General features: G+C 53.2%; 20 protein-coding genes. 13 read left to right on the top strand and 7 right to left on the bottom strand.

Going from position 1 to position 25343, the window contains the following annotated elements:
* Positions 1 to 18: 18 nt before the first annotated feature.
* Both degQ and zapG read right to left on the bottom strand, forming a co-directional pair.
* Complete coding sequence (gene degQ, locus V5P19_RS15950; protein WP_334404955.1) at positions 19 to 1386, bottom strand: serine endoprotease DegQ; 1368 nt, start codon at positions 1384 to 1386, stop codon at positions 19 to 21.
* 171 nt (positions 1387 to 1557) lie between these two features.
* Positions 1558 to 1956: a Z-ring associated protein ZapG gene (gene zapG / locus V5P19_RS15945; protein ID WP_003860432.1), complete on the bottom strand. Its 399-nt coding sequence runs from the start codon at positions 1954 to 1956 to the stop codon at positions 1558 to 1560.
* 189 nt (positions 1957 to 2145) lie between these two features.
* Here zapG and zapE point away from each other — a divergent pair, with 189 nt between their 5' ends.
* From zapE to V5P19_RS15890, 11 genes are all read left to right on the top strand, one after another.
* Positions 2146 to 3270, top strand: coding sequence for a cell division protein ZapE (zapE, locus tag V5P19_RS15940; protein ID WP_334404953.1), 1125 nt, complete (start codon positions 2146 to 2148; stop codon positions 3268 to 3270).
* Between the two features lie 290 nt (positions 3271 to 3560).
* Positions 3561 to 3989, top strand: a complete 429-nt coding sequence (gene rplM / locus V5P19_RS15935) for a 50S ribosomal protein L13 (RefSeq protein WP_334404951.1) — start codon at positions 3561 to 3563, stop codon at positions 3987 to 3989.
* A gap of 15 nt (positions 3990 to 4004) precedes the next feature.
* Positions 4005 to 4397 (top strand): 30S ribosomal protein S9, encoded by a 393-nt coding sequence (gene rpsI / locus V5P19_RS15930; protein ID WP_003860436.1) that lies wholly within the window; start codon positions 4005 to 4007, stop codon positions 4395 to 4397.
* A gap of 307 nt (positions 4398 to 4704) precedes the next feature.
* Positions 4705 to 5343 carry a stringent starvation protein SspA gene (gene sspA, locus V5P19_RS15925; RefSeq protein WP_182062704.1) on the top strand — a complete coding sequence of 213 codons (639 nt, stop codon included), beginning with the start codon at positions 4705 to 4707 and terminating at the stop codon, positions 5341 to 5343.
* A gap of 5 nt (positions 5344 to 5348) precedes the next feature.
* The gene (gene sspB, locus V5P19_RS15920) at positions 5349 to 5849 is read left to right on the top strand and encodes a ClpXP protease specificity-enhancing factor (RefSeq protein WP_334404945.1); all 501 of its coding nucleotides are present in this window, start codon (positions 5349 to 5351) and stop codon (positions 5847 to 5849) included.
* Between the two features lie 384 nt (positions 5850 to 6233).
* The gene (locus V5P19_RS15915) at positions 6234 to 6914 is read left to right on the top strand and encodes a DUF1120 domain-containing protein (protein ID WP_334404943.1); all 681 of its coding nucleotides are present in this window, start codon (positions 6234 to 6236) and stop codon (positions 6912 to 6914) included.
* Positions 6915 to 7326: 412 nt separating this feature from the next.
* A complete protein-coding gene (locus V5P19_RS15910) occupies positions 7327 to 7998 on the top strand; it encodes a DUF1120 domain-containing protein (protein WP_334404941.1) in 672 nt (223 codons plus the stop codon).
* 112 nt (positions 7999 to 8110) lie between these two features.
* Positions 8111 to 8815, top strand: coding sequence for a fimbria/pilus chaperone family protein (locus tag V5P19_RS15905; protein ID WP_334404939.1), 705 nt, complete (start codon positions 8111 to 8113; stop codon positions 8813 to 8815).
* Positions 8816 to 8830: 15 nt separating this feature from the next.
* The gene (locus tag V5P19_RS15900) at positions 8831 to 11248 is read left to right on the top strand and encodes a fimbrial biogenesis outer membrane usher protein (protein WP_334404937.1); all 2418 of its coding nucleotides are present in this window, start codon (positions 8831 to 8833) and stop codon (positions 11246 to 11248) included.
* Entirely contained in the window at positions 11245 to 11805 is a 561-nt protein-coding gene (locus tag V5P19_RS15895) for a hypothetical protein (protein WP_334404935.1), read from the top strand. Before V5P19_RS15900 ends, V5P19_RS15895 begins: the two co-directional genes overlap by 4 nt.
* Positions 11806 to 12056: 251 nt before the next feature.
* Positions 12057 to 12740 (top strand): DUF1120 domain-containing protein, encoded by a 684-nt coding sequence (locus V5P19_RS15890; protein WP_334404933.1) that lies wholly within the window; start codon positions 12057 to 12059, stop codon positions 12738 to 12740.
* Between the two features lie 93 nt (positions 12741 to 12833).
* Here the strand turns inward: V5P19_RS15890 and gltD are convergent, their stop codons facing one another.
* Positions 12834 to 14252 carry a glutamate synthase subunit GltD gene (gene gltD, locus V5P19_RS15885; protein WP_334404931.1) on the bottom strand — a complete coding sequence of 473 codons (1419 nt, stop codon included), beginning with the start codon at positions 14250 to 14252 and terminating at the stop codon, positions 12834 to 12836.
* A gap of 9 nt (positions 14253 to 14261) precedes the next feature.
* Complete coding sequence (gene gltB / locus V5P19_RS15880) at positions 14262 to 18722, bottom strand: glutamate synthase large subunit (RefSeq protein WP_334404929.1); 4461 nt, start codon at positions 18720 to 18722, stop codon at positions 14262 to 14264.
* A 687-nt stretch (positions 18723 to 19409) separates the two neighbouring features.
* On the opposite strand from gltB, the gene V5P19_RS15875 reads away from it, so the two are divergent.
* On the top strand, positions 19410 to 20351 hold the full coding sequence (locus V5P19_RS15875) for a TIGR01212 family radical SAM protein (protein ID WP_334405048.1): 942 nt from the start codon (positions 19410 to 19412) through the stop codon (positions 20349 to 20351).
* On the opposite strand, the gene V5P19_RS15870 is transcribed toward V5P19_RS15875, so the two are convergent.
* Positions 20331 to 21833, bottom strand: coding sequence for a helicase HerA-like C-terminal domain-containing protein (locus V5P19_RS15870; protein WP_334404927.1), 1503 nt, complete (start codon positions 21831 to 21833; stop codon positions 20331 to 20333). The two genes, V5P19_RS15875 and V5P19_RS15870, sit on opposite strands and share 21 nt — an antisense overlap.
* Before the next feature lie 137 nt (positions 21834 to 21970).
* Between V5P19_RS15870 and V5P19_RS15865 the strand changes: the two genes are divergently transcribed.
* The gene (locus tag V5P19_RS15865) at positions 21971 to 23608 is read left to right on the top strand and encodes a dihydroxyacetone kinase subunit DhaK (RefSeq protein WP_334404925.1); all 1638 of its coding nucleotides are present in this window, start codon (positions 21971 to 21973) and stop codon (positions 23606 to 23608) included.
* 43 nt (positions 23609 to 23651) lie between these two features.
* On the opposite strand, the gene V5P19_RS15860 is transcribed toward V5P19_RS15865, so the two are convergent.
* Together V5P19_RS15860 and V5P19_RS15855 are read right to left on the bottom strand one after the other, a co-directional pair.
* Positions 23652 to 24671, bottom strand: coding sequence for an NAD(P)-dependent alcohol dehydrogenase (locus V5P19_RS15860; protein ID WP_334404923.1), 1020 nt, complete (start codon positions 24669 to 24671; stop codon positions 23652 to 23654).
* An 83-nt stretch (positions 24672 to 24754) separates the two neighbouring features.
* Positions 24755 to 25258: a GNAT family N-acetyltransferase gene (locus V5P19_RS15855; RefSeq protein ID WP_334404921.1), complete on the bottom strand. Its 504-nt coding sequence runs from the start codon at positions 25256 to 25258 to the stop codon at positions 24755 to 24757.
* Between the last annotated feature and the right edge of the window lie 85 nt (positions 25259 to 25343).

Here is a 25343-nt window from a genome sequence, read left to right as displayed (position 1 = left end):
GTCCGGAGTCGCAAATGCCTAGCGCAATAAAATATAGATAGACTCGTTGCCGCGCATGATCTGCAGGGCAATGACCGCCGGCTTACTTTCCAGCACTTTGCGCATCTCAGCGATAGATTGCACGCGAGTGCGGTTCACGCCGATGATAACGTCTTCCTGGTGCAGCCCTGCCTGCGCGGCAGGACTGCTCTTCTCGACGGTATCAATGGTAATGCCTTTGGTGCCGTCTTTAAGCTGCCCGTCGCTCAAGGTTGCCCCTTGCAGTGCCGGAGCAATCAGCTCTGCACTGGCAGAAGAGGAGGTGCTCTTGTCGAGCGTCACGTCCACGTCCAGCGGCTTGCCATCGCGAATCAGGCCGAGCTTCACCTTAGCGCCAGGCTCGGTCGTGGCGATGCGTGAACGCAGCTCCGCGAAGCTGCTCAGCGGTTTATCGTTCAGGCTGACAATCACGTCCCCGGATTTAATGCCCGCTTTTGCAGAGCCAGAGTTCGGCAGCACTTCGCTAACAAACGCGCCACGCTGGACGTTGAGTTTGAACGCTTTGGCAATATCTGCGCTCATCTCCATCCCTTTGATGCCCAACAGGCCACGTTTGACTTCGCCAAACTGAATTAACTGCTGGGACAGGGTTTTCGCCATGTTGCTCGGAATGGCAAAGCCAATCCCAATGCTGCCACCGCCCGGCGCCAGAATGGCGGTGTTGATACCGATAAGCTCGCCGTTCAGGTTTAGCAGCGCGCCGCCGGAGTTACCGCGGTTAATCGAGGCGTCGGTCTGAATAAAGTTCTCCAGCCCTTCAAGGTTAAGCCCGCTGCGTCCTAGCGCGGAGATAATGCCGGAAGTGGCGGTCTGACCGAGGCCAAACGGGTTCCCAACGGCCACGGCAAAATCACCGACGCGCAGCGTGTCGGAGTCCGCGATTTTGATTTGGGTCAGATTGCTCGGGTTTTGCACCTGCAGCAAGGCAATATCGCTCTGGTCATCGCCGCCAATCAGTTTGGCATCAAATTCGCGCCCGTCATTTAGCTGGACGCTGATCTTATCTGCCTGGCTGATAACGTGGTTGTTGGTCAGAATATAGCCTTTGGCCGCATCGATGATGACGCCCGAACCAAGACCTTCAAAGGGCTGAGCCTGCTGGTCTGGCGATTCATCCCCGAAATATTTCTTCAGTTCTTCCGGCACGCGCTGGCTTTGTCGCGCAGTGCCTTCCACCTGGACGCTGACCACGGCAGGCAGCACTTTTTCCAGCATCGGTGCGAGGCTTGGAATGGCGGCTTGTCCCGGTACCTGGGAAGGGAGTGCCGCAGCGGCCGGATAGGACGCCGAGAGAGATAACCCGACACTTAACGCGATAGCGCTCAACAGCTGGTTTTTTTTCTTCATCGATGTTGACTCTCGTATCCTGGAAATGAAAGAAGAACGGCCCAAAAACATCTTGATGTTATTGAATTTTAAACCGCTGAACAATGAGGTATTTGACTAAATAATAGCTGGGGACGGGAAGAAAGGACGGGCGCAGGGGATGCACCCGTAAAATAAATTCAGGTTGTGCGATTAATCGCGTTTTACGCCACCGCGCAGTAGGCCGGACGCGCCATCAGAATAGTCGCGTGGCATCTGAACCGGTGCCTGATCGTTACCGGCTTCAGAGTCAGCCAGACGGTTGCGGAACGGGTTAGTTTCCGCGGTCATTTCCGGCAGCAGGCTGCTGGAGCTTTTCGCCATATGTTGGTACAGCTGACGGTAGTCGGTCGCCATATTGTCCAGCAGCTCGGCGCTACGGGCAAAGTGGCTGACCAGCTCTTCGCGATACTCTTCCAGTTCGGCTTTGTTCTTTTCCAGTTCGTATTGCAGTGACTGCTGCTGACGCAATTTGCGATTACCGAAACGCATGGCCACAGCACCAATGATGATGCCGACGACTAAACCGATTAGCGCATATTCCCAGGTCATGAACTTCTCCCGTTGTCTTGTTGTTCCGTAGGGTGTTGGCTCGGCTCCTGCCTATGCCTGATATTGCCACTATAACCGCTATTTCTACAGAAGTGGAATCCTGACGTATCATCGCGTAGTGTAGAACGGCCTTTTTTTCATCAGTCACGCCTGCTGATGAGCTTTAATTGAAGGAATAACAACAAGATTATGCAAAACCTGTCCCCTGCATCGCGCTATCAACTTGCCCTGAATGAGGGCTCACATCAGCCGGATGATGTTCAACGTGAAGCCGTTAATCGATTGGAAATGATATATCAGGCGCTCACAGCGAAACCCGCAGAGGCGGTGCAAAGCGGTGGGCTGAAGGCGGCATTCGGTCGGTTGCTTGGAAAAAAAGAGCCGCAGACAGATGCGCCGGTACGTGGGTTATATATGTGGGGCGGCGTCGGACGAGGTAAAACTTGGCTGATGGATATGTTCTACCAGAGCCTGCCGGGTACGCGTAAACAGCGACTCCATTTCCACCGCTTTATGCTGCGGGTTCACGAAGAGCTGACGGCATTGCAGGGTAAAAGCGATCCGCTTGAGATTGTGGCCGACAGGTTTAAGGCAGAGACAGACGTACTCTGTTTTGATGAATTTTTTGTTTCTGATATCACCGATGCCATGCTGCTAGGCGGTCTGATGAAAGCGCTGTTTGCCCGCGGGATTACGCTGGTGGCGACGTCAAACATTCCGCCTGACGAACTGTATCGCAACGGCCTCCAGCGGGCGCGCTTCCTACCTGCTATCGATGCAATTAAGCAGTACTGCGACATAATGAACGTTGACGCTGGCGTAGACTACCGCTTGCGGACGTTAACCCAGGCGCATCTGTGGCTCTCGCCGCTTAACGACGAAACCACACGCCAGATGGATAAGCTGTGGTTGGCTCTGGCGGGCGCAAAACGCGATAGCGCCCCCGTGTTGGAAATAAATCATCGTCCGCTGCAAACCCTTGGCGTGGAGAATCAAACGCTGGCCGTCTCCTTTGCGACGCTCTGCGTGGATGCTCGCAGCCAGCACGACTACATAGCGCTTTCTCGCCTGTTCCATACCGTGATGCTGCTGGATGTTCCGGTGATGACGCCGCTGATGGAGAGTGAAGCGAGGCGCTTCATCGCGCTGGTGGATGAGTTTTATGAACGACACGTCAAGCTGGTAGTCAGCGCAGAGGTTCCTTTATATGAAGTCTATCAGGGCGAACGGTTGAAGTTTGAGTTCCAGCGCTGCCTGTCGCGCCTGCAGGAGATGCAAAGCGAAGAGTACCTTAAGCGTGAGCATATGCCATAAATGCTACCCTCTCCCCGTGGGAGAGGGGTTTGGGGTGAGGGGACCAGACCGCACAATCCCCACCCCCCGAAAAACCCGCTCCGAATCACATTTAAGGGTCGATCTTTGACCTCAACTTCTCTATAATCTTGCGACCCCACGTTACGAGAAGGTTTTTTTCCCGAAACTTTCTATGTGTCGGCATGTGCTATTCGAAGGGGTAGGTTTGCCGGACTTTGTCGTGTGAACCTCAACTGACTAAACGTTTGGGTGTTCACCAACGTGTAACTAATTATTTGGGTAAGCTTTTAATGAAAACTTTTACAGCTAAACCAGAAACCGTACAGCGCGACTGGTATGTTGTTGACGCGACCGGTAAAACTCTGGGCCGTCTGGCTACTGAACTGGCTCGTCGCCTGCGCGGTAAGCATAAAGCGGAATACACTCCGCACGTTGATACTGGTGACTACATCATCGTTCTGAACGCAGAAAAAGTTGCTGTTACCGGCAACAAGCGTACTGACAAAGTGTACTACCATCACACCGGTCACATCGGTGGTATCAAAGAAGCGACCTTTGAAGAGATGATTGCTCGCCGTCCTGAGCGTGTGATTGAAATCGCGGTTAAAGGCATGCTGCCAAAAGGCCCGCTGGGTCGTGCTATGTACCGTAAACTGAAAGTTTACGCAGGCAACGAGCACAACCACGCGGCACAGCAACCGCAAGTTCTTGACATCTAATCGGGATTATAGGCAATGGCTGAAAATCAATACTACGGCACTGGTCGCCGCAAAAGTTCCGCAGCTCGCGTGTTCATCAAACCGGGCAGCGGTAAAATCGTAATCAACCAACGTTCTCTGGAACAGTACTTCGGTCGTGAAACTGCCCGCATGGTAGTTCGCCAGCCGCTGGAACTGGTTGATATGGTAGAAAAACTGGATCTGTACATCACCGTTAAAGGTGGTGGTATCTCCGGTCAGGCAGGTGCGATCCGTCACGGTATCACCCGCGCTCTGATGGAGTACGACGAATCCCTGCGTTCTGAACTGCGTAAAGCTGGCTTCGTTACTCGTGACGCGCGTCAGGTTGAACGTAAGAAAGTGGGTCTGCGTAAAGCACGTCGTCGTCCACAGTTCTCCAAACGTTAATCCTTTTCTGCTCATGCAGAACGATTGGCGAAAAACCCGCTTCGGCGGGTTTTTTTTATGGATAATCTGCAGGTTATCCACAGCATCAAAGCATATATCTTCTCTTTTTCCACATTTCCAGAATCCCCTCACCACAAAGCCATCAAAATCTGGTAAACTATCATCCAATTTTCTGCCCAAATATCAGTGAATACTCGATTTTTGTTCGCTTTTTGAACAAGGTCTCTTCTCTGGGATGGGCGATACATCATCTGGCTGGCCCCGTTGGGCCGGTAGCAGTAAATTCTTAATATACCTGGAGGTTTTCATGGCTGTCGCTGCCAACAAACGTTCGGTAATGACGCTGTTTTCTGGTCCTACTGACATTTATAGCCATCAGGTTCGTATCGTGCTGGCCGAGAAGGGTGTCAGTTTTGAGATCGAGCATGTGGAAAAGGATAACCCGCCTCAGGATCTGATCGATCTCAACCCGAGCCAAAGCGTACCAACGCTGGTGGATCGCGAGCTGACCCTGTGGGAATCCCGTATCATTATGGAATACCTGGATGAGCGTTTTCCGCATCCACCACTGATGCCTGTTTACCCTGTTGCACGCGGTGAAAGCCGCCTGTACATGCAGCGTATCGAAAAAGACTGGTATACGTTGATGAACGTGATCGTTAACGGTTCCTCGTCTGAAGCGGATGCTGCACGTAAGCAACTGCGTGAAGAACTGCTGGCGATTGCTCCGGTATTTGGTCAGAAGCCATTCTTCCTGAGCGACGAGTTCAGCCTGGTGGATTGCTACCTGGCTCCGCTGCTGTGGCGTCTGCCTACGCTGGGCGTTGAGTTCAGCGGCCCGGGTTCGAAAGAGCTGAAAGGCTATATGACTCGCGTGTTTGAGCGCGACTCCTTCCTGGCATCCTTAACTGAACCGGAACGTGAAATGCGTCTCGGCCGAGGCTAATGACTGTGGAAATGTCACAACTTTCACCACGCCGTCCGTATCTGCTGCGCGCCTTCTATGAATGGCTGCTGGATAACCAGCTCACGCCGCACCTGGTTGTGGATGTGACGTTGCCGGACGTTCAGGTGCCCATGGAATACGCGCGTGACGGACAGATCGTGCTGAATATTGCACCGCGCGCGGTGGGTAACCTTGAACTGGCCAACGACGAAGTGCGCTTTAACGCGCGTTTCGGCGGGGTACCGCGCCAGGTTTCTGTGCCGTTGGCGGCTGTGCTGGCGATTTACGCCCGTGAAAACGGGGCGGGTACTATGTTCGAGCCGGAAGCGGCTTATGACGAAGACGTCGCCAGCCTGAATGATGATGAAGGTGCAACCGAGAGCGAAAGCGAAACGGTAATGTCTCTTATCGATGGTGACAAGCCCGACCATCACGACGACAATGACCCAGATGACGATCCGCCACCGCCGCGCGGAGGACGCCCTGCGTTACGCGTTGTAAAATAACGGCCTGAAAACTCAGCTAAATATCCAGTCTCAATGAAAATTCAGACTGGATATTTTTTTTCAGAATGTATTTACCGGCATTAAGATGTAATAAATTATTTGTATATAACTATTATTATACTGGATAGGATTTTCTTAACTAGTTAACTCAACTATACATCTATTAAATGTATTCAATGCATTTCCACGCATTTAACGACGCATGAATTGTTCTTGTTTATTTATTCAAAGTGGCTAAAAGTGAACGTTAATTTTTCTAAGTTGTATGTATTGTTCTTATTGATATTATAACGGCATGCACTCAGCATGAATTTTCAATATTAATATTATATAATATTAATATTGGACAAAACATTACGAATATCATACGTTAAGGATTAACAGATGAAAAAAATTTTGCTCGCAACCGCACTTTCTCTTTGTGTTTCTTCCGCATTTGCTGCGTCCACCGCTGTAATGAAAGTCACGGGTACACTCACCAACTCGGCCTGCACGCCGGAACTGAGCGGCGGTGGAGTCGTAGATTACGGCTACATCCGTCTGGGTGAGCTGTCGGCAGATAGTGTTAACCAGTTAGGTAAAAAGAATATCGATTTTACTATCAACTGTACCGTTGCAACAAAAGTCGCCTTTTTTGCCAGCGATGACCGTAGCAGTTCCAAAGCAAATGTTACCGTTCTCAATGCAACCGCTGGCGGTGCCGATATCACAGCCTATGATAACTATTACTTCTTCGGCGTCGGTGAGACCGCAGATGGTATGAAAATTGGGAACTATACGCTCTATGTGAAGGATACCCAGGCTGTTGCTGATGGCGTGACTGTTGATGTGGTGGGGCAAAATCAGGGTTGGAACGAAAATACCTGGCGTAAGGGTAGCTCTATACGTGCCGACGGAGTCTATTCCGGAACGGTTGCGCAAGTGGGAACAACTACGCCAATTGCCTTCAAAACAGCGACTTTCCCTCTGGTGACCACGTTAGCGATTCAGGATACGAATACTCTGGGTATTACTGACGATACTAAACTGGATGGACAGGCGACAATTACGCTGCGTTATTTATAATGTTTCTGCAGTATTAATAATTAGATATGTTCAAAGAGAGTAGAAGATAATTTTACTCTCTTTTTTTATGTACGAACGAAAATAATTACCTGGCTGTAGTTTAAAATGATCGCGACGCATATTGATAAACTGTATGCATCTGGCTTTGGGGGCGGTATGTCAACGCTGTATAAAATATAAGACATAGTTTAACTTTATGAATTTGAGATAATATCTTCTTTTTTTCGGGTAAGTCATACCTGTGCATTATCGATTCAGAAAATCTTAATGACTATATTAAGAATGCTAAATTGCATGTATTTATAAATTATATATTATCTCATCTGTGCTTTTCAGCATTGTTATTCAGCAGAAGCGCATCACATTGCGACCGCTGAATAAAAATAACAACTCATAGGTTATGGAACGACAGATGAAAAAGGTAATTATTGGCCTGCTGTTATCACTCTGCATGAGTTCCGTTTTTGCTGCGGAAACGGCAGTGCTGAAAATAACAGGAACAGTTACAAGTACGGCCTGTACCCCAGAGTTTAGTAATGGCGGGGTGGTGAATTACGGCGTTATTCGAATGGGCGAGCTTTCATCGACAGGTATCAATCAGCTCGGGCAAAAACGTATCGATTTGACCATCAACTGTACCGCAGCGACGAAAGTGGCGTGGAACCTGGTTGACGATCGTCTCGATTCCAATGCGCACCTGACCGTTGCCAACGGCGTCTTTACCGGCGGATCGCAAAGTACCGCGAACCAGACTTATGGGGTGGGCAAAGCCGGTAACGTGAATATAGGTTCTTATGCCATGTTCGTGAAGGTTGACAGCGTGCTGGCCGATGGAAATCAGGTTGATACTGTCTATCAACAGTCGGGCTCAACGACCTGGGCGAAGAACACTGACGGTGCGAGCGAAGGGCAAAACAGTCGCAATATTACCGTCGCTGCGCCAGGTAGCGTAGAGCCTCTTGCGTTTGAAACGGCTACCTTTCCGCTGGTGACCTCTCTGGCGATTCAGGATACCAACGCGCTTGCCATTACAGACGATACGTCACTGGACGGTCAGCTGACCATCAGCCTGAAATACTTGTAACGCTTTTTCATCGCGCAGGTGAGTTTAATTAACGGTGAGAGGAATTATCTCCTCTCTATAAAGCAGCGCCAATAACACGGAGTGTTGGGTAGTGCTTCAAGGAGTCAGTAATATGTCACGCTTTAAAGAAACGTTTTTCAAAACCCTTTTCACCGCAGCCCTTTTCTCGGCCCAGTTTGCGGTGCACGCCGCAGGCATGGTACCGGAAACCAGCTTATTGGTCATCGATGAGGCAACCCACAGCGGTACCATCAACGTTAAAAATACCGATAGCCATCCGGCTCTGCTTTATACGGATGTTATTGATCTGCCTGACGATAAGGGGCTGAAGCTGGTCACCACTCAACCGGTTGTTCGTCTGGAGCCGGGCCAGACTCAGCAACTGCGTTTTCTGCTGCAGGGCAGCGCGCCGCTCGATAAAGAACATTTTAAGCGTGTCACCTTTGAGGGGATCCCACCGAAAAGTGACAGCAAGACTATCCGCATCGGCATCAATATTCGCCAGGACATTCCCGTTCTGATCCGCCCTGCGAACCTCGCTGTTGTGACAGATGCCTGGAAATATCTCGAATGGACTTCCTCAGGAACCTCCGTGACGGTGAAAAACCCGAGCAAATATGTCGTGCGTCTCTCGCAAAACGTAGTGCTTCAACCGAGCAACATCACCGGAATGTTGGCAAAAACGTATCTTTTGCCAGGACAAAGCATGACGGTGGATATGAAGAAAAACGTCAGCGGAAACAACAAGGTGAAATTTTTCCCTGCAAGTCGCTATGGCGTTGAAGTACCCAGCTTCACAACGGATCTGAACAAATAATAAAGGACTCTCGCGGTGCGTAAAAAAAGCCACCTTGCACTTTTTGTGCGCGCTGTGATTTACGGCGCTCTTCCTCTGCTGTTGCTTGACGCGACGACTCTCCATGCGAGGGAAGTTACGTTCGATACCGACATTTTGAAATCTCGCGGACTTGGGGCAGACCTAAACCGCTATTTTGCAGAAGCACCGCGTTTCCTTCCTGGCACCCATTCTGTATCGGTTAAGGTCAACGGTAACGATCGGGGTGCGGCTGCTGTGCGGTTCAATGAAGATGGTGCGTTGTGTGTCGATAACGACTTTCTGGAATTTGCCGGGATCATGCCTCAGTCCATAAAGGCCAGCGAAACCTGCCACGATATTCGTAGCGACTTTCCACAGGCGGTGGTGAATACTCTACCGAATCAGGAAGCCATTGAGCTTTATCTTCCGGAAGAGGCCATCAACAGCCTGTCGGCGGACATCAAAAACTTCCAGCACGGTGGGACCGCAGGATTATTGAACTACTCCTTATTCAGTACGCGCAATGAATATAGCGGCAGTGATAGCAGCCGCTACTCTCAGGCGAGCCTTGAGGCGGGCTTTAACGCCCTGGACTGGTCGCTGCGCAGCAGCTACATATTGACGGACGATGATGGCACCCGAAATGCAGAAAGCCTGTATACCTACGCCGAGCATGTGATAGTCCCACTGCGCCTGACCATGCAGGTTGGGCAGATCAATGCCATGTCTGATGTCCTTAACGGTGTGCCCATAACGGGGGTTCAGTTTATGCCGACGCGTGGCCTGCAGAAAGAGGGTTCTGGCGTTAGCGTTGCAGGCCTTGCCCGAACGTCTCAGGCTCGTGTAGAAGTCCGTCAGAATGGAAGGCTGGTTTACAATACCCTGGTGCCCGCGGGGCCGTTCAGGCTTGACGATGTCCCTATGGTCCGCAGTAACGTCGATCTCGATGTGACTGTCGTGGAGTCCGACGGATCGCCAAACCATTACATCATTCCTGCTTCTGCCGTTAAGGCGCGAAATTTGTCGCGTCCAGGTGGACTGACAATCTCTGCGGGTGTTGTCAGGGATGTCGACAGCGACTATAGCGATCCAACGGTATTCAACGTCTCTGATGGTTGGGGAATCTTTCCGTGGATGAACCTGTACGCTTCCGGCGTGGTGGCTGAAGATTATCAGGCCGCAGGGGGCAGAACTGAATTTATGGTGTCTGAAAACTGGGGCATATCGACCACTATGGCTGCCAGTAAGGCTCAGTTCGGGGAAAGCAAGAGCGGAGTTAAGAATGAAGTCCAAACCGATTACAGCCTAAATGAGAATGTTGGCTTAGCAGCAAGCGTCGCACACTTCAGTGGCGACTACCGCGAACTGACCGATGCCATGGATGATGATTACGAAGGCTATGATAATAGCTATTCAACCAACATCCGCTGGTCGACTCCGCTGGCTGGCACCTTTAGTGCGGGGTTTAGCTATAACCAGAGCGCAGGAGAAGGTGACGATTCGCGATACATCCTGCTTTCATGGGGACAGACATTCAAGTACGCCTCCGTTAACGTTAACTGGCAAAGTGCAGTGGGCAGCACCAACGATGACGATCAGAACGACGATCTTTTTTACGTTAATCTGAGCATTCCGCTCGGTGGTTCGCAGAGCCTGAGTTCCTACATGCGTAAGCAAGGGGATCGCACCAGTTATGGGGTAGCGAACAGCGGAGCGCTCAGTGAAAACACCCATTACTATATTTCGGCTGACAGAGATCAGGAGTCGAAAGAGAACAGCTTTAACGGCAACATCAACACTAACCTGCATTACACGCAGTTGGGTATTGGCGGCGGCACCAGCGGAGATAATCAGCGTAACTACAATGCCACGTTAACAGGTGGTATTGCCATGCACAAAGATGGCGTCACATTCTCGCCGTATGCAATCAAAGACACCTTTGCGATTGCCAAACTCAGTGAACCCAAAGCAGGCGTAGAAATCACGACGCCGCAAGGGACTGTCTGGACTGATCGCTGGGGACAGGCTGTGGTGCCGGGTCTGAATGAGTGGCGTAACTCACGTATTGAAGTTAACGCCAATAAACTACCGCAAAGTATGACGCTGGCTAACGGCACGAAATATGTCGCTGCCGCGCACGGTTCAGTGAGCGAAGTCAGCTTCAAGGTGCTGAATAGCCGTCGCGTCATGCTGCGCATTAAGCAGGCGGACGGTAAGCCGCTGGCGAAAGGATTATCTGTAGAGGACGCTAAAGGAAACTACGTCGTCACGGTGGTTGATGATGGTCACGTGTTCCTGAACGATGCCGATCAGATAACCGCACTTTATGCCGTTAACGATGATAATAAGCGCCTCTGTAAGCTGGGTTACACCTTAAAAGATAAGAAAGATGAAGACGCTTTCTATGAAGAAGTGAACGGAGTATGCCGATGAACATTTTACGTTTGTCTCTGTTGTTCGTGCTGTTTGTGGCAGCAGTTTCTGAAAGTGCAATCGCAGAAGAGTGCCAATTAACGCTTTCTCAGTCTGAAGTGGCTTATCAACAGATGCGTCGCGATAACATCGTGAGTACCCAACAAAACTGGAACAAAATGCCAGAGCGTGAAATTAACGTCAGCGTGTATTGTCCGGATAAACTGCAGATGGCCACATTGCTTCAGGGCGCCGCCGGTGAGAAGGGCCGCTTCCAGTTTGGGCAAAATGGCGGTGTGGCGATTAAGGTGAGTAATATGACGCTGGATGGTAGAAGTTACAGCGTCGGTAAAACGCGCGATCAGATTAATTTCACGCCTGAAAGTGACACGGGGGCTTCACTCTTTATTAATAATAATGAAGCCATTATTGCGGTAGAAAACGGTAAGGTCGCCAGTGGGCAGCAAATGAACTTTACCGTGACGATTTTTCCGGTACTCAAAGACAGCGTCTTTAGCAATAATGCGGATCAAACCAAACTGGAAAGTGATTTGACGTGGATGCTACTCAAAAAGTAGGCAAAATTATCCACTTCTATTACATAAAGAACGCAAATATAGCGTTATGATTTTATGTCTCACAACATATTTAAATTGTGAGGTTTATCATGGTTAATGAGCATAATAATGTTCGTTAGTATTTTTAAGGTCAATGCATTGCTTGGGTTGGTTTTATATCGCCATATAGAGATATTGGATTTTATATCTCAACAAATAGTGCATAAATTATTTTTTATAATTGCAGTCCCTCATATGTTAAGGATGAACAAATGAAAAAAGTATTACTGGCAACAGCCCTTTCTCTGTGTGTTAGCTCAGCTTTCGCGGCAGGGACGGCAGTCATGAAAGTGACAGGAACCCTGACGAACTCCGCCTGTACACCAGAGCTCAGCAATGGTGGCGTGGTAGATTATGGGATTTTTCGTCTTGGAGAACTCTCCGATACGTCGACTAACGCCTTAGGTCAGAAGGATATTAATCTGACGATTAACTGCACGGTTGCAACTAAAGTGGGTTGGAGCGTTTCTGACGATCGTAAAGATTCTGTTGCAGGCATTGCCATCACCGGCGGTAAAACCAATGGCAGCAATATTTCAACAGGTGAAAAGTATTTTCTGTATGGTATTGGTAAAACAGCTGATGGGATGAAAATCGGTAACTATTCCCTTTTTGTTAAAGACAATAAAGTCACTATCGACGGCGTTTCTGGCGATGTCACAGGCCATAACCAGGACTGGTCAGCAGATACCTGGAGAGCAGCACCAAGCGCGGTACGTTCAGATAGCTTTCTTGTAGTCAGTGCCGCAAATAGCGGAACTACAGCTCCGGTAGCATTTAAAACAGCGGTATTCCCACTGGTGACTGCTCTGCAAATTCAAGATACCGCCACCCTGGGTATTACTGATGATACATCTCTGGATGGTCAGGCAACGATTACCTTGGTTTATCTGTAAGTATTAGATGTCGTGATGTTGGATATAAAAAAGGGTAACGGCAGTGCCGTTACCCTTTTTAAGCGTTGCGTAATTTTTATTGCAGAACCGCTATTACACTTCCAGGTAATTTAAAATACCGTCAGCCGCTTTACGGCCTTCGGCAATCGCAGTGACCACCAGGTCAGAACCGCGAACGATATCGCCACCGGCGAAGATTTTCGGGTTACTGGTCTGGAATGCGTTATCGCTGCCTTCTGGCGCAATGATGCGGCCCTGCGAATCCAGCTCCACGCTGTGCTTCGCCAGCCATTCCATGTTGTGAGGACGGAAACCAAACGCCATCACCACGGCATCTGCCGGGATCACGTGCTCAGAGCCTGCGACGATTTCTGCGCGACGGCGGCCTTTCGCATCCGGTGCCCCCATCTCTGTGCGCGCCATTTTCACGCCGCTCACTTTACCGTTGGCATTCACCTCAACGCCCAGAGGCTGGATGTTGAACTGGAACTCTACGCCCTCTTCACGCGCATTCTTCACTTCGCGTTTTGAACCCGGCATGTTCTCTTCGTCACGACGATAGGCACAAATCACGTGCGCCGCATTCTGACGAATGGAAGTCCGCACGCAGTCCATCGCGGTATCACCGCCGCCCAGCACCACCACGCGTTTGCCTTCCATGCTCACAAACGGCTCTTCGGCGGTTTCGCCATAACCCATAATCTGCTTGGTATTGGCAATCAGGAACGGCAGAGCGTCAAATACGCCTGGCGCGTCTTCGTTCTCCAATCCCCCGCGCATGGACTGATAGGTGCCCACGCCCAGGAACACGGCGTCGTAATCCTTCAGCAGGTCGTCGAGCTGCACGTCGCGACCCACTTCCACGTTCAGTTTGAACTCAATACCCATGCCGGTGAAGATTTCACGGCGGCGGGTCATGACCTCTTTTTCCAGCTTGAAGGCCGGGATACCGAAGGTCAGCAGACCGCCGATTTCCGGATGACGGTCAAAGACCACCGCCTTCACGCCGTTGCGGGTCAGGACGTCCGCACAGGCCAGGCCTGCCGGGCCTGCACCGATGATCGCCACTCGCTTGTCGGTTTGCTTCACGCCGGTCATATCCGGACGCCAGCCCATCTCGAACGCTTTATCGTTGATGTAGCGTTCAATGTTACCGATGGTCACTGCGCCAAACTCGTCGTTAAGCGTACAGGAACCCTCACACAAACGGTCCTGAGGACACACGCGGCCACACACTTCCGGCAGGGTGTTGGTCTGGTGAGACAGCTCGGCGGCTTCAAAAATACGCCCTTCATTGGCCAGCTTCAGCCAGTTCGGGATATAGTTGTGTACCGGACATTTCCATTCGCAGTATGGGTTACCGCAGGACAGGCAGCGGTCTGCCTGTGCTTTGGCCTGGCCTTCTGAAAACGGCTCGTAGATTTCAACAAATTCAATTTTACGGATCTTCAGCGGTTTCTTTGGCGGATCAACACGCTGCAGGTCGATAAACTGGTATACGTTCTGGCTCATCTGAATTCCTTACTGCGCCTGCACACGCAGCTCTGCTGCGCTACGACTACGGTGACCCAACAGGGCTTTAACATCGCTGGACTTCGGTTTAACCAGCGCGAATTTCGCAGAGAACGCTGGCCAGTTCGCCAGGATCTCTTCGCCGCGCGAAGAACCGGTATGCTGCACGTGTTCGGTAATCAAACCGCGCAGGTGTTCTTCGTGGATAGCCAGGGTTTCAACGTCCAGCACTTCCACCAGTTCCGGGTTCACGCGTTTGCGGAACTCACCGTCTTCATCCAGGACGTACGCAAAACCGCCCGTCATGCCTGCGCCGAAGTTCACGCCGGTTTTACCCAGTACGCAAACAATCCCGCCCGTCATGTATTCACAACCGTTATCGCCAATGCCTTCCACGACGGTGATAGCGCCGGAGTTACGCACCGCAAAACGCTCACCTGCGCGGCCCGCTGCAAACAGACGACCGCCGGTCGCACCGTACAGACAGGTGTTGCCGATGATGCTTGCTTCATGGCTGCGGAAGGCTGAGCCGACCGGAGGACGCACCGCCAGCAGACCGCCCGCCATGCCTTTACCGACGTAGTCGTTGGCATCGCCGGTCAGGTACAACTCAACGCCACCGGCGTTCCATACGCCGAAGCTCTGACCCGCGGTACCGCTGAAGTGCGCGGTAATCGGATCCGCTGCCAGACCTTGGTCACCGTGCGTCTGCGCGATGTAACCGGAGAGCGACGCGCCCACTGAACGGTCGGTGTTGCGGATATCAAACCAGAACGTTTTGCTCTGCTTGTCATCCACATATGCTTTTGCCTGCTGCAACAGCTGGGCGTTCAGCACACCGTTGTCGAATGGTGGGTTTTTCTCGGTGCAGAACACCGCTTTGCCTGGGTGTGGCTCAGCCGTTTCCAGCAGTTTAGACAGCGTCAGCTTCTGCTGTTTAGCGGTGAAACCGTCCAGCTCTTTCAGCAGGTCGGTACGGCCAATCAGGTCGACCAGACGCTTCACGCCCAGCTGCGCCATCAGCTCGCGGGTTTCGCGGGCGATGAAGTCAAAGTAGTTGGTCACTTTGAACGGCAGGCCGTGATAGTGGTTCTTACGCAACTTCTCGTCCTGGGTTGCAACACCGGTTGCGCAGTTGTTCAGGTGGCAAATACGCAGGTATTTACAGCCGAGCGCAACCATTGGGCCGGTACCGAAGCCGAAGCTTTCCGCCCCCAGAATCGCCGCTTTGATGATATCGAGGCCGGTTTTCAGGCCGCCATCTACCTGCAAACGGATCTTGTGACGCAGACCATTAGCCACTAGCGCCTGCTGGGTTTCCACCAGACCAAGTTCCCACGGACAGCCCGCGTATTTCACGGAGGAGAGCGGGCTTGCCCCGGTACCACCGTCGTAACCGGCGATGGTGATGAGATCCGCATAGGCTTTTGCCACACCGGTTGCGATGGTGCCAACGCCCGGTTCGGAAACCAGCTTCACGGAGATCATCGCTTTCGGGTTGACTTGTTTCAGGTCGAAAATCAGCTGCGCTAAGTCCTCGATAGAATAAATATCGTGGTGCGGCGGCGGGGAGATCAGCGTCACGCCCGGCACCGAGTAGCGCAGTTTGGCGATGTACGGAGTGACTTTATCTCCCGGTAACTGACCGCCTTCGCCCGGTTTTGCACCTTGAGCGACTTTAATCTGAATCACGTCGGCGTTAACCAGGTACGCCGGCGTAACGCCAAAGCGACCGGAGGCCACCTGCTTGATACGGGACACTTTGTTAGTGCCGTAACGGGCAGGATCTTCGCCGCCTTCGCCGGAGTTCGAATTGCCGCCGATGCTGTTCATGGCTTCCGCCAGCGCTTCGTGGGCTTCCGGACTCAGCGCGCCGATAGACATCGCAGCGGTGTCGAAACGCTTGAACAAATCGGTCGCAGGCTCAACCTCGTCGATGCTGACTGCGTCATCTCCGGGATTCAGCGCCAGCAGATCGCGCAGCGTTGCTGCCGGGCGGTTGTTGACCAGCTCGGCGTACTGCTGATATTCGCTGTACTCACCGCTCTGAACCGCCTGCTGCAGCGTGCGTACCACGTCCGGGTTATAGGCGTGATATTCACCACCGTGAACGTATTTCAGCAGACCACCCTGATCCAGCGGCTTGCGTGCCAGCCATGCGCGTTTCGACAGGTTCACCAGATCCTGCTGGAAATCAGCAAAACCAGCGCCGCCGATGCGGCTGACCACGCCCTGGAAGCACAGGTTCGCCACATCATCGTGCAGACCCACGGCTTCAAATAGCTTCGAGCAGCGGTAAGAGGCGATGGTCGAAATGCCCATTTTGGACATGATCTTGTACAGACCTTTGTTAATGCCGTTACGGTAGTTCAGCATCACAGCGCGGTAATCTTTATCGATGGCGCGGGTATCGACCAGGCGTGCCAGCGTTTCGTAGGCAAGATACGGGTAGATAGCCGTGGCGCCAAAGCCTAACAGCACGGCAAAGTGGTGCGGGTCGCGGGCGCTGGCGGTTTCAACAATGATGTTGGCGTCGCAGCGCAGGCTCTTGTCGACCAGACGCGTCTGGATCGCACCCACCGCCATTGGCGCAGGGACCGGCAGACGGTTCTTCGCAATATTGCGGTCAGACAGCACTAGCAGAACGGTACCGTTACGCACCATCTGCTCGGCTTTGTCGCACAGCGCATTCACCGTATCTTCGAGAGTTGCTTCGGTCACGTCGAACGTAATGTCGAGCGTGTCGGCGCGGTAGTGGTCCTCTTTGAGGGTGGTGAGCTGTTTGAAATCGGAGTACAGCAGGATTGGCGATTTAAAGGTCAGACGGTGCGCCTGGCCTTCGGCCTCGCAGAAAACGTTCATCTCGCGACCGATGCTGGTGGCCAGCGACATCACGTGGGCCTCACGCAGCGGATCGATTGGCGGGTTAGTGACCTGCGCAAACTGCTGGCGGAAGTAATCGTAGATGATGCGTGGCTGGCTGGAGAGCACGGCAAATGGGGTATCGTCACCCATGGAGCCAACCGCTTCCTGACCGTTTTCACCGAGCACGCGGATCACCGAATCCAGTTCTTCTGCGCTGTAGTTAAACTGTTTCTGGAAGCTCGCAAGCGTATCGTCGTCCAGTTCGCGGCGGCCCACTTCGTCGTCCGATAAATCTTCGAACGGCACGAGGCGACGCACGTTTTTCTCCATCCACTCTTTGTACGGATGACGGCTCTTCAGATCGTCATCGGTTTCAGCGGAGTGCAGAATACGACCACCCCGAGTATCGATAACCATGAGCTCGCCCGGGCCAACGCGGCCTTTCTCGACCACTTCATCAGGCTGGTAATCCCAGATACCGACTTCAGAGGCACAGGTGATGAGCTTGTCTTTGGTGATGACGTAGCGCGCAGGACGCAGGCCGTTACGGTCCAGGTTACAGGCAGCAAAACGACCGTCAGACATGACGATGCCCGCCGGGCCATCCCACGGCTCCATGTGCATGGAGTTAAAGTCGAAGAACGCGCGCAGCTCCGGATCCATATCCGGGTTGTTCTGCCAGGCCGGCGGCACGAGCAGACGCATGGCGCGAACGATGTCCATCCCGCCAGCCAGCAGCAGTTCCAGCATGTTATCCATGGAGCTGGAGTCAGAGCCGGTTTCGTTAACGAACGGTGCGGCATCGTGCAGATCGGGGATCAGTGGCGTCTGGAACTTATAGGTACGGGCGCGAGCCCACTGGCGGTTGCCGGTGATGGTATTAATTTCGCCGTTGTGCGCCAGGTAGCGGAACGGCTGAGCCAGCGGCCAGCGTGGAACGGTGTTAGTGGAGAAGCGCTGGTGGAACAGGCAAATGGCCGATTCCAGACGCAGGTCCGCCAGGTCCAGGTAAAAGCGCGGCAGGTCAGCCGGCATACACAGACCTTTATAGATGTTCACCAGGTTCGAGAGGCTACAGACGTAGAACTCTTTATCGTCCTGGAGACGTTTTTCAATGCGGCGGCGAGCGATGAACAGACGGCGTTCCATATCACGTGGACGCCAGCCCGCAGGGGCATTGACGAAAATCTGTTCAATGCGAGGCAGCGAGGAGAGGGCGATTTCACCGAGCACCCCTTCGTTGGTTGGCACATCGCGCCAGCCGACAATAGACAGGGTTTCACGTTGAAGTTCTTCTTCGACGATGCGGCGTGAGGCGGCAGCTTTTTCAGGATCCTGATTCAGGAACAGCATACCGACAGCGTAGTTTTTGGCTAAACGCCAGCCGCGCTCTTCCGCAACGATACGGAAGAAACGATCGGGTTTTTGCAGCAGCAGTCCGCAACCGTCGCCGGTTTTACCATCGGCAAGGATGGCGCCACGGTGCTGCATACGGGCCAGTGCGTGAATAGCAGTACGCACTACCTTGTGGCTAGGTTCGCCTTCTATGTGGGCGATCAGGCCGAAACCACAGTTATCCTTCTCAAGGGATTTATCGTACAACATATCAGTGAACCTCCCCAGGCTCGTCGGGCTTCCCACTGAACTTTACCGTGGCGCACAGGCACAGAAAGAGCATGGCGACGGGGTTTGCGCTTCATACGCGTACCTCGCATTCGCCCTCTTTTTCATCCTTTCGCGCAGGTAAACAAGTTTGAGGACTTGCTTCAGAGGGAATCTCAATTACTGCATAAATATGATGAGCAGGCCGCTCATCCAGAAAGCTTCCAGCGGATTTCCAACTTATCGGGAATTGGTACACAGGTCAAATGGCAATCTTATTTATACAAAAATGTGCTAAAGAGCTCTTATGTGATTGTATGCAAACAATATTTAACTATATTTACATGCGCCAAGGCTCTTAGGATGTCACTGAGGAGTGTGATCTGACTCACTATATGAAAGCGGTATTATCGATGCAGCGTGCTGAATAGCAGATTTATAGCAGAACAATAATCTAGTACAGGGTGTGAACCCGCATAAAGTCACTGTTTTTCAGTGTGGGCGCTATAAATAAAAAAAACCATCAGAACATAAGGAAAAGTAATCACGGCTTGCGTGAATGAAATTGCAGTAATCTCGATTATTTATTCAAATAGATAAAGGCCATCCAGGACGATTGATCCAGGTCATCGCCGACAGAGGCTAAAAATGGCAGGCTTGTCCCCTTTCTCCGGGACGGTCTATCAGATTATGCAGTTACAGAAATTAGTCAATATGTTTGGTGGGGATCTTTTGCAGCGTTATGGGCAAAAGGTTCACAAGCTGACGCTGCACGGCGGTTTTAGCTGCCCGAATCGCGATGGCACCATCGGGCGCGGCGGCTGCACTTTCTGTAACGTGGCCTCGTTCGTTGACGAGGCGCAGCAGCATAACTCCATTGCGGAACAGCTTGCCCATCAGGCAAGCCTGGTCAACCGTGCAAAAAACTATCTGGCCTATTTTCAGGCCTATACCAGCACCTGGGCGGAAGTGCAGGTGCTGCGTTCCATGTATCAGCAGGCCGTCAGCCAGGCCAATATTGTCGGGCTGTGCGTGGGTACGCGCCCGGACTGCGTGCCGGAAGCGGTGCTTGATTTGCTCAGCGAGTACAAAGAGCAGGGATATGAGATCTGGCTGGAGTTAGGTTTACAGACCGCGCACGATAAAACGCTGCACCGCATCAATCGTGGGCACGATTTTGCCTGTTACCAGCGTACGACGCGTCTGGCGCGCGAGCGCGGGCTGAAAGTTTGCTCTCACCTGATCGTTGGTTTGCCGGGGGAAGGTCAGCAGCACGGGCTGGAGACGCTGGAAAGGGTCGTTGAGACGGGCGTGGACGGCATTAAGCTGCATCCGCTGCATATTGTGAAGGGCAGCATTATGGCCAAAGCTTGGGAAGCTGGACGGCTAAGCGGTATCGAACTCGACGAATATACGCTGACGGCGGGGGAGATGATTCGCCACACGCCGCCGGAAATTATCTACCATCGCATTTCCGCCAGCGCCCGCCGCCCAACGCTCCTTGCACCGCTGTGGTGTGAGAATCGCTGGACGGGGATGGTGGAAATCGACCGCTATCTGCACGAGCATGGCGTACAGGGATCGGCGTTGGGACGCCCGTGGGTGCCTCGCTTAACGCCGACGGCCGCCTAACAAACTGCCCAGCATACCGCGCACAATCTGATTGGTGACCTGCCGAGCGGCACTTTTCGCCATTGTCTGCACCACGCCATCGCGCTTGCCGCCTCGCGGCCCGGTAGTGCCGAACAGGATGTCCTTCAGCCCGCCCAGAATACCGTCATCCACAGCGACGGACTGGCCTTTGGCTGTCGGGGCATCCTGTGATTCAGTCGTAGCCTGCACCCCTTTTTGCAGCATTTCAAAGGCGGATTCGCGATCCACTTCGTCTTCGTACTTTCCGTAAACCGGGGAGCGGTTAATCAGGCCATTACGCTCGTCGTCCGTCACCGGCCCCATGCGCGAGCAGGGCGCAATCACCATTGCTCGTTCCACTACTGACGGGCTGCCTTTTGCGTCCAGGAATGAAATCAATGCTTCACCGGTGCCCAGCGCCTGTATGGCGGCTTCGGTATCAAAGGCCGGATTAGCGCGCATGGTTTGCGCGGCGGCTTTGACCGCCTTCTGATCTTTCGGCGTAAAGGCGCGCAGGGCATGCTGTACACGGTTCCCGAGTTGTCCGAGCACGTTGTCGGGGATATCCGACGGGTTTTGCGAAACAAACCAGACGCCGACGCCTTTGGAGCGGATCAGGCGAATAACCTGCTCAATCTTGTCCAGCAGCACCTGCGGAGCATCGTTGAACAGCAGGTGCGCTTCGTCAAAGAAAAACACCAGCTTCGGCTTTTCAAGATCGCCCGCCTCAGGCAGTTGCTCATAAAGCTCGGAAAGCATCCACAATAGGCTGGCGGCGTAGAGCTTCGGCATCTGGTAGAGCTTCTCTGAGCTCAGGATGTTGATGATGCCTTTGCCGCTGCCGTCGGTACGCATCCAGTCTTTAATATCCAGCATCGGCTCGCCGAAGAAATGCTCTGCACCCTGTTGCTCCAGCGTCAACAGCCCACGCTGAATCGCCCCTACTGACGCACTGCTGATATTGCCGTATTGATTCTGGAAGGATTTCGCGTTATCGCCGATGTACTGGGTGATTGCACGCAGATCTTTAAAATCGAGCAGCAGCAGTCCCTGGTCGTCGGCTATGCGGAAGATAATATTCAGCACGCCCGACTGTACGTCGTTAAGGTTGAGAAGACGGGCTAGCAGCAACGGACCAAGGTCGGAGACGGTTGCACGCACTGGATGACCTTTCTCACCAAAGATATCCCATACGACCACCGGATTGTTATGCGGCGTCCAGTCATTCACACCAATATTTTTCAGGCGCTCCAGCAGTTTTTCAGACGCTGTCCCTTCCTGAGCCACGCCGGTTAAATCGCCTTTTACATCGGCCATAAAAACCGGTACGCCAATTTCCGAAAGCGATTCAGCCAGCTTTTGCAGGGTGACGGTTTTCCCCGTCCCGGTGGCGCCGGTGATCAGGCCATGGCGGTTCGCCATCGCAGGCAGTAAAAACAGCTCTTCTTCCAGCGTCCTGGCAATTAACAATGGTGTACTCATGATGCACGTCCTCTTTTTGTCCTGCGTCGAGTATAGGCAACCTGACGGCAATCTGGATGAGTAAATTCCTGAGTTTGCGGCGTATTACCCAGTGCGGACTATGCTTTTGCATACGGTTCACAATATTTTGGGAATGTATGTCCAGATTCTTTTTTAACGATCGCAAACAGCTGGTGAATGATGCTATTGAAGGCATTCTGATTTCAGCCCCGCACGGAAACCTCGTCAAACTTGATATTGACCCCGCCATTCGCATAGTCGCCCGCAGCGACTGGGACAAAAGCCGCGTGGCGGTGATTTCTGGCGGCGGCTCGGGCCATGAACCCGCGCATGCCGGGTTTGTCGGCAAAGGGATGCTGACGGCGGCGGTGTGCGGCGATCTGTTTGCCTCGCCAAGCGTGGATGCGGTGCTGAATGCCATTGTGGCCGTGACGGGCGACCGGGGCTGCCTGCTGATTGTGAAAAACTACACCGGTGACCGACTGAACTTTGGTCTGGCCGCTGAAAGAGCCAAACGCTACGGCCTGAAGGTCGAGATGGTGATCGTAGCGGATGACATTGCCCTGCCGGATAACAAACAGCCGCGCGGCATTGCCGGTACGGCGCTGGTGCATAAAATTGCGGGCTACGCCGCTGAGCAGGGAAAATCGCTATACGACGTGCGGGACATCGCCCAGCAGGCCTGCGATAACCTATGGAGCCTGGGTGTGGCGATGCAAACCTGTAATCTGCCGGGCAGCGATGACGAAGAGGGGCGCATAAAGCAGGGTCATGTGGAGCTGGGATTAGGTATTCACGGAGAGCCAGGTGCGTCCGTGGTGGATACGCAGAACAGCAAATCCATCATCGATACGCTGGTTACGCCGCTCAAAGCGCAGGCGGGCGAGGGGCGCTTTGCGGTGCTCATCAACAACCTTGGTGGCGTGTCGGCACTGGAAATGGCGCTGCTGACCAAAGAGCTGGCGCACTCGGCGCTGAAAGAGAACCTTGCGTATCTGATTGGCCCGGCACCGCTGGTGAGCGCGCTGGATATGAAGGGCTTTTCGCTGACGTTGCTCAAGCTCAACGACCTGTTTGAAAAAGCGCTTCATGCCGACGTTGAGACGCTGGGCTGGCAGAAGCCGGTGGCGTTTTCGCCCATGCGTACCGTTGCGCACAGCGCCCTTCACGATCGCGTGGAATATACCCCATCATCCAATCCTCAGGTTGAGGAGTATGTCGCGTCCGTAACGAAAACGCTGATCCAGCTGGAAAATCGCCTTAACGCGCTGGATGCAAAAGTGGGGGATGGTGATACCGGCTCTACCTTTGCGCAAGGCGCGCGGGATATTGCGCTGCGTCTGGACGAGAACAAACTCCCGCTGAACGACGTGTCGACGCTTCTGCTGCTGGTGGGGGAGCGGTTGGCAACGGTAATGGGCGGATCGAGCGGCGTGTTGATGTCGATCTTCTTCACCGCAGCTGGACAGAAACTTCATGATGGGCATTCATTGCCGCAGGCGTTGCAGAGCGGGCTGGCGCAAATGAAGCAGTACGGCGGGGCGGATCTTGGCGATCGCACGCTGATTGACGCGCTGCAGCCGGCGCTTGAGGCGTTGGAGAATGGCGATCTTCAGGCGGCCGCGCGGGCTGCACAGCAAGGTGCCGAGGCCACTGCGAAGATGGTGAAAGCCGGCGCGGGACGCTCGTCGTATGTGAATAAAGAGAATCTGGATGGCGTGACGGATCCGGGGGCTGTGGCGGTGGCAGAGGTATTTAAGGCGTTGGCGCAGTAGTTAAAATGGCCCGATGGCGCTATGCGCAACGGGCCACATCACATCAAAAATCCGCTTTCAATACCACGCGGTAACGGGCTTTTCCGTCACGCACATGCTGGATAGCTTCATTGATTTTCGACATTGGATACAGCTCGGTGGTTGGGGCCACTTTGGTACGTCCGGCAAACTTCATCAGCTTACGCAACTCGTACGGCGTACCGGTTGCGGAGCCGGACACGCTGCGATCCCCGCCAATCAAAGTAAACGCCGGAACCGGCAGCGGCTTCATGACTGCCCCCACGGTGTGGAAGTTGCCGCCGTAAGCCAGCGCTTCAAAGTACGGCTGCCAGTCGAGATCGACGTTGACGGTGTTGATGATCAGATCGAACTGACCCGCAAGCGCGTTCAGGGCCTGCGGATCGCGGCTATTCACCACTTTATCTGCACCCATCGCCAGCACTTCTTTCTCTTTCGCCGGGTTCGAACTAAACGCAGTGACTTCGCAGCCCATCGCGTGCAGCAGTTTGATGGCGATATGACCCAGACCACCAATACCAATCACGCCCACGCGGCTGGTGGCGGTGACATGGTGCATCAGCAGCGGTTTAAAGACGGTGATACCGCCGCACAGAAGCGGGCCTGCGGATTCAATGTCAATGCTGTCCGGCAGTGGGATAACCCATTGCCAGTCGGCGCGCAGTTTATCGGCGAAACCGCCCTTATTCAGGATGGTTGGCACTGCGCCTTCGAGGCAGTTGATCTGGTTACCGCTGATGCAGGCATCACAGTGACCGCAGCTGCGTGCCGTCCAGCCAATGCCCACGCGCTGGCCGATCTTCAGCCCTTTATCCTGCGCGGCGCTACCGAGCGCCACGACGCGACCGATAACTTCATGACCGGCAACGAGGGGATACCGTGAGAAGCCCCATTCGTTGTCGATCATTGAGAGATCCGAGTGGCAGATCCCGCAGTAATCAACCTGTACTTCGACGTCTTCTGCTTTTAGTTCGCCCGCATCGTACTCGTACAGCTCAAGTTCTGCACCCGCCTGCGGTGCGGCGTAGCTTTTTATCTTCGACATCGTGTTTCCCCCGTTATGGTGTGAACTGAGAGTGTAGAGCATTCAGTTCAGCGCCGCTTAACAGAAGAGGGCAGCAAAGATAATTACAGACTTTTCAGCATCCTGACTTCGCAATCAACGTGGCCGGTACAACCCAGCGGTGCATCGATATGCTCAAAGCCCAAATGCTCATACAGGCCAATGGCCTCTTTGAGGAAGGCGGTGGTTTCGAGGTAACAGCGTTTAAAACCCTGTGTACGCGCATGTTCAAGGGCAATCAGCGCCAGCTTTTTCGCCAGACCTTGCCCGCGTGCGCTCGGCAAGAAATACATTTTTTGCAGTTCGCAGATATCCGGTTCGCTGCAGCTCAATGGCGCCACGCCGCCGCCGCCCACGACCTTACCTTCCTGCTCGATGACCCAGTAGGCATGGCCAGGCTGGCTGTAAAGCTGGAAAAGCTCGTCAAGGTTCGGGTCGGCAACCGTATAGCCTTTATCGGCGGTCAGGCCATATTCTGCTGAGACGGTGCGGATAACAGCGGCGATAGCCGGGTTATCCTGCTCAGCGATCCGACGCATCGTCGTCGCGACGGGGGTAATCACGCTCATAGCATTACTCATGAAAAAAATAGACACACAATTTCTGTTAATAGCACTGCAGAAAGGGGAGTGCAAGAGAGGAGTTTTCAGGGAG

The organism is Enterobacter sp. UNJFSC 003 (assembly GCF_036903355.1).
Taxonomy (GTDB): domain Bacteria; phylum Pseudomonadota; class Gammaproteobacteria; order Enterobacterales; family Enterobacteriaceae; genus Enterobacter.
This window is presented reverse-complemented; position numbering and strand designations above follow the sequence as displayed.

Coding starts and splice junctions, on each gene's coding strand:
- V5P19_RS15905 (WP_334404939.1), top strand. CDS start 8,111: ATGTCACGCTTTAAAGAAACGTTTTTCAAAACCCTTTTCACCGCAGCC.
- V5P19_RS15865 (WP_334404925.1), top strand. CDS start 21,971: ATGTCCAGATTCTTTTTTAACGATCGCAAACAGCTGGTGAATGATGCT.
- V5P19_RS15915 (WP_334404943.1), top strand. CDS start 6,234: ATGAAAAAAATTTTGCTCGCAACCGCACTTTCTCTTTGTGTTTCTTCC.
- rplM (WP_334404951.1), top strand. CDS start 3,561: ATGAAAACTTTTACAGCTAAACCAGAAACCGTACAGCGCGACTGGTAT.
- V5P19_RS15870 (WP_334404927.1), bottom strand. CDS start 21,833: ATGAGTACACCATTGTTAATTGCCAGGACGCTGGAAGAAGAGCTGTTT.
- zapE (WP_334404953.1), top strand. CDS start 2,146: ATGCAAAACCTGTCCCCTGCATCGCGCTATCAACTTGCCCTGAATGAG.
- V5P19_RS15875 (WP_334405048.1), top strand. CDS start 19,410: ATGCAGTTACAGAAATTAGTCAATATGTTTGGTGGGGATCTTTTGCAG.
- V5P19_RS15895 (WP_334404935.1), top strand. CDS start 11,245: ATGAACATTTTACGTTTGTCTCTGTTGTTCGTGCTGTTTGTGGCAGCA.
- rpsI (WP_003860436.1), top strand. CDS start 4,005: ATGGCTGAAAATCAATACTACGGCACTGGTCGCCGCAAAAGTTCCGCA.
- sspA (WP_182062704.1), top strand. CDS start 4,705: ATGGCTGTCGCTGCCAACAAACGTTCGGTAATGACGCTGTTTTCTGGT.
- zapG (WP_003860432.1), bottom strand. CDS start 1,956: ATGACCTGGGAATATGCGCTAATCGGTTTAGTCGTCGGCATCATCATT.
- V5P19_RS15855 (WP_334404921.1), bottom strand. CDS start 25,258: ATGAGCGTGATTACCCCCGTCGCGACGACGATGCGTCGGATCGCTGAG.
- V5P19_RS15860 (WP_334404923.1), bottom strand. CDS start 24,671: ATGTCGAAGATAAAAAGCTACGCCGCACCGCAGGCGGGTGCAGAACTT.
- V5P19_RS15910 (WP_334404941.1), top strand. CDS start 7,327: ATGAAAAAGGTAATTATTGGCCTGCTGTTATCACTCTGCATGAGTTCC.
- gltB (WP_334404929.1), bottom strand. CDS start 18,722: ATGTTGTACGATAAATCCCTTGAGAAGGATAACTGTGGTTTCGGCCTG.
- V5P19_RS15890 (WP_334404933.1), top strand. CDS start 12,057: ATGAAAAAAGTATTACTGGCAACAGCCCTTTCTCTGTGTGTTAGCTCA.
- gltD (WP_334404931.1), bottom strand. CDS start 14,252: ATGAGCCAGAACGTATACCAGTTTATCGACCTGCAGCGTGTTGATCCG.
- degQ (WP_334404955.1), bottom strand. CDS start 1,386: ATGAAGAAAAAAAACCAGCTGTTGAGCGCTATCGCGTTAAGTGTCGGG.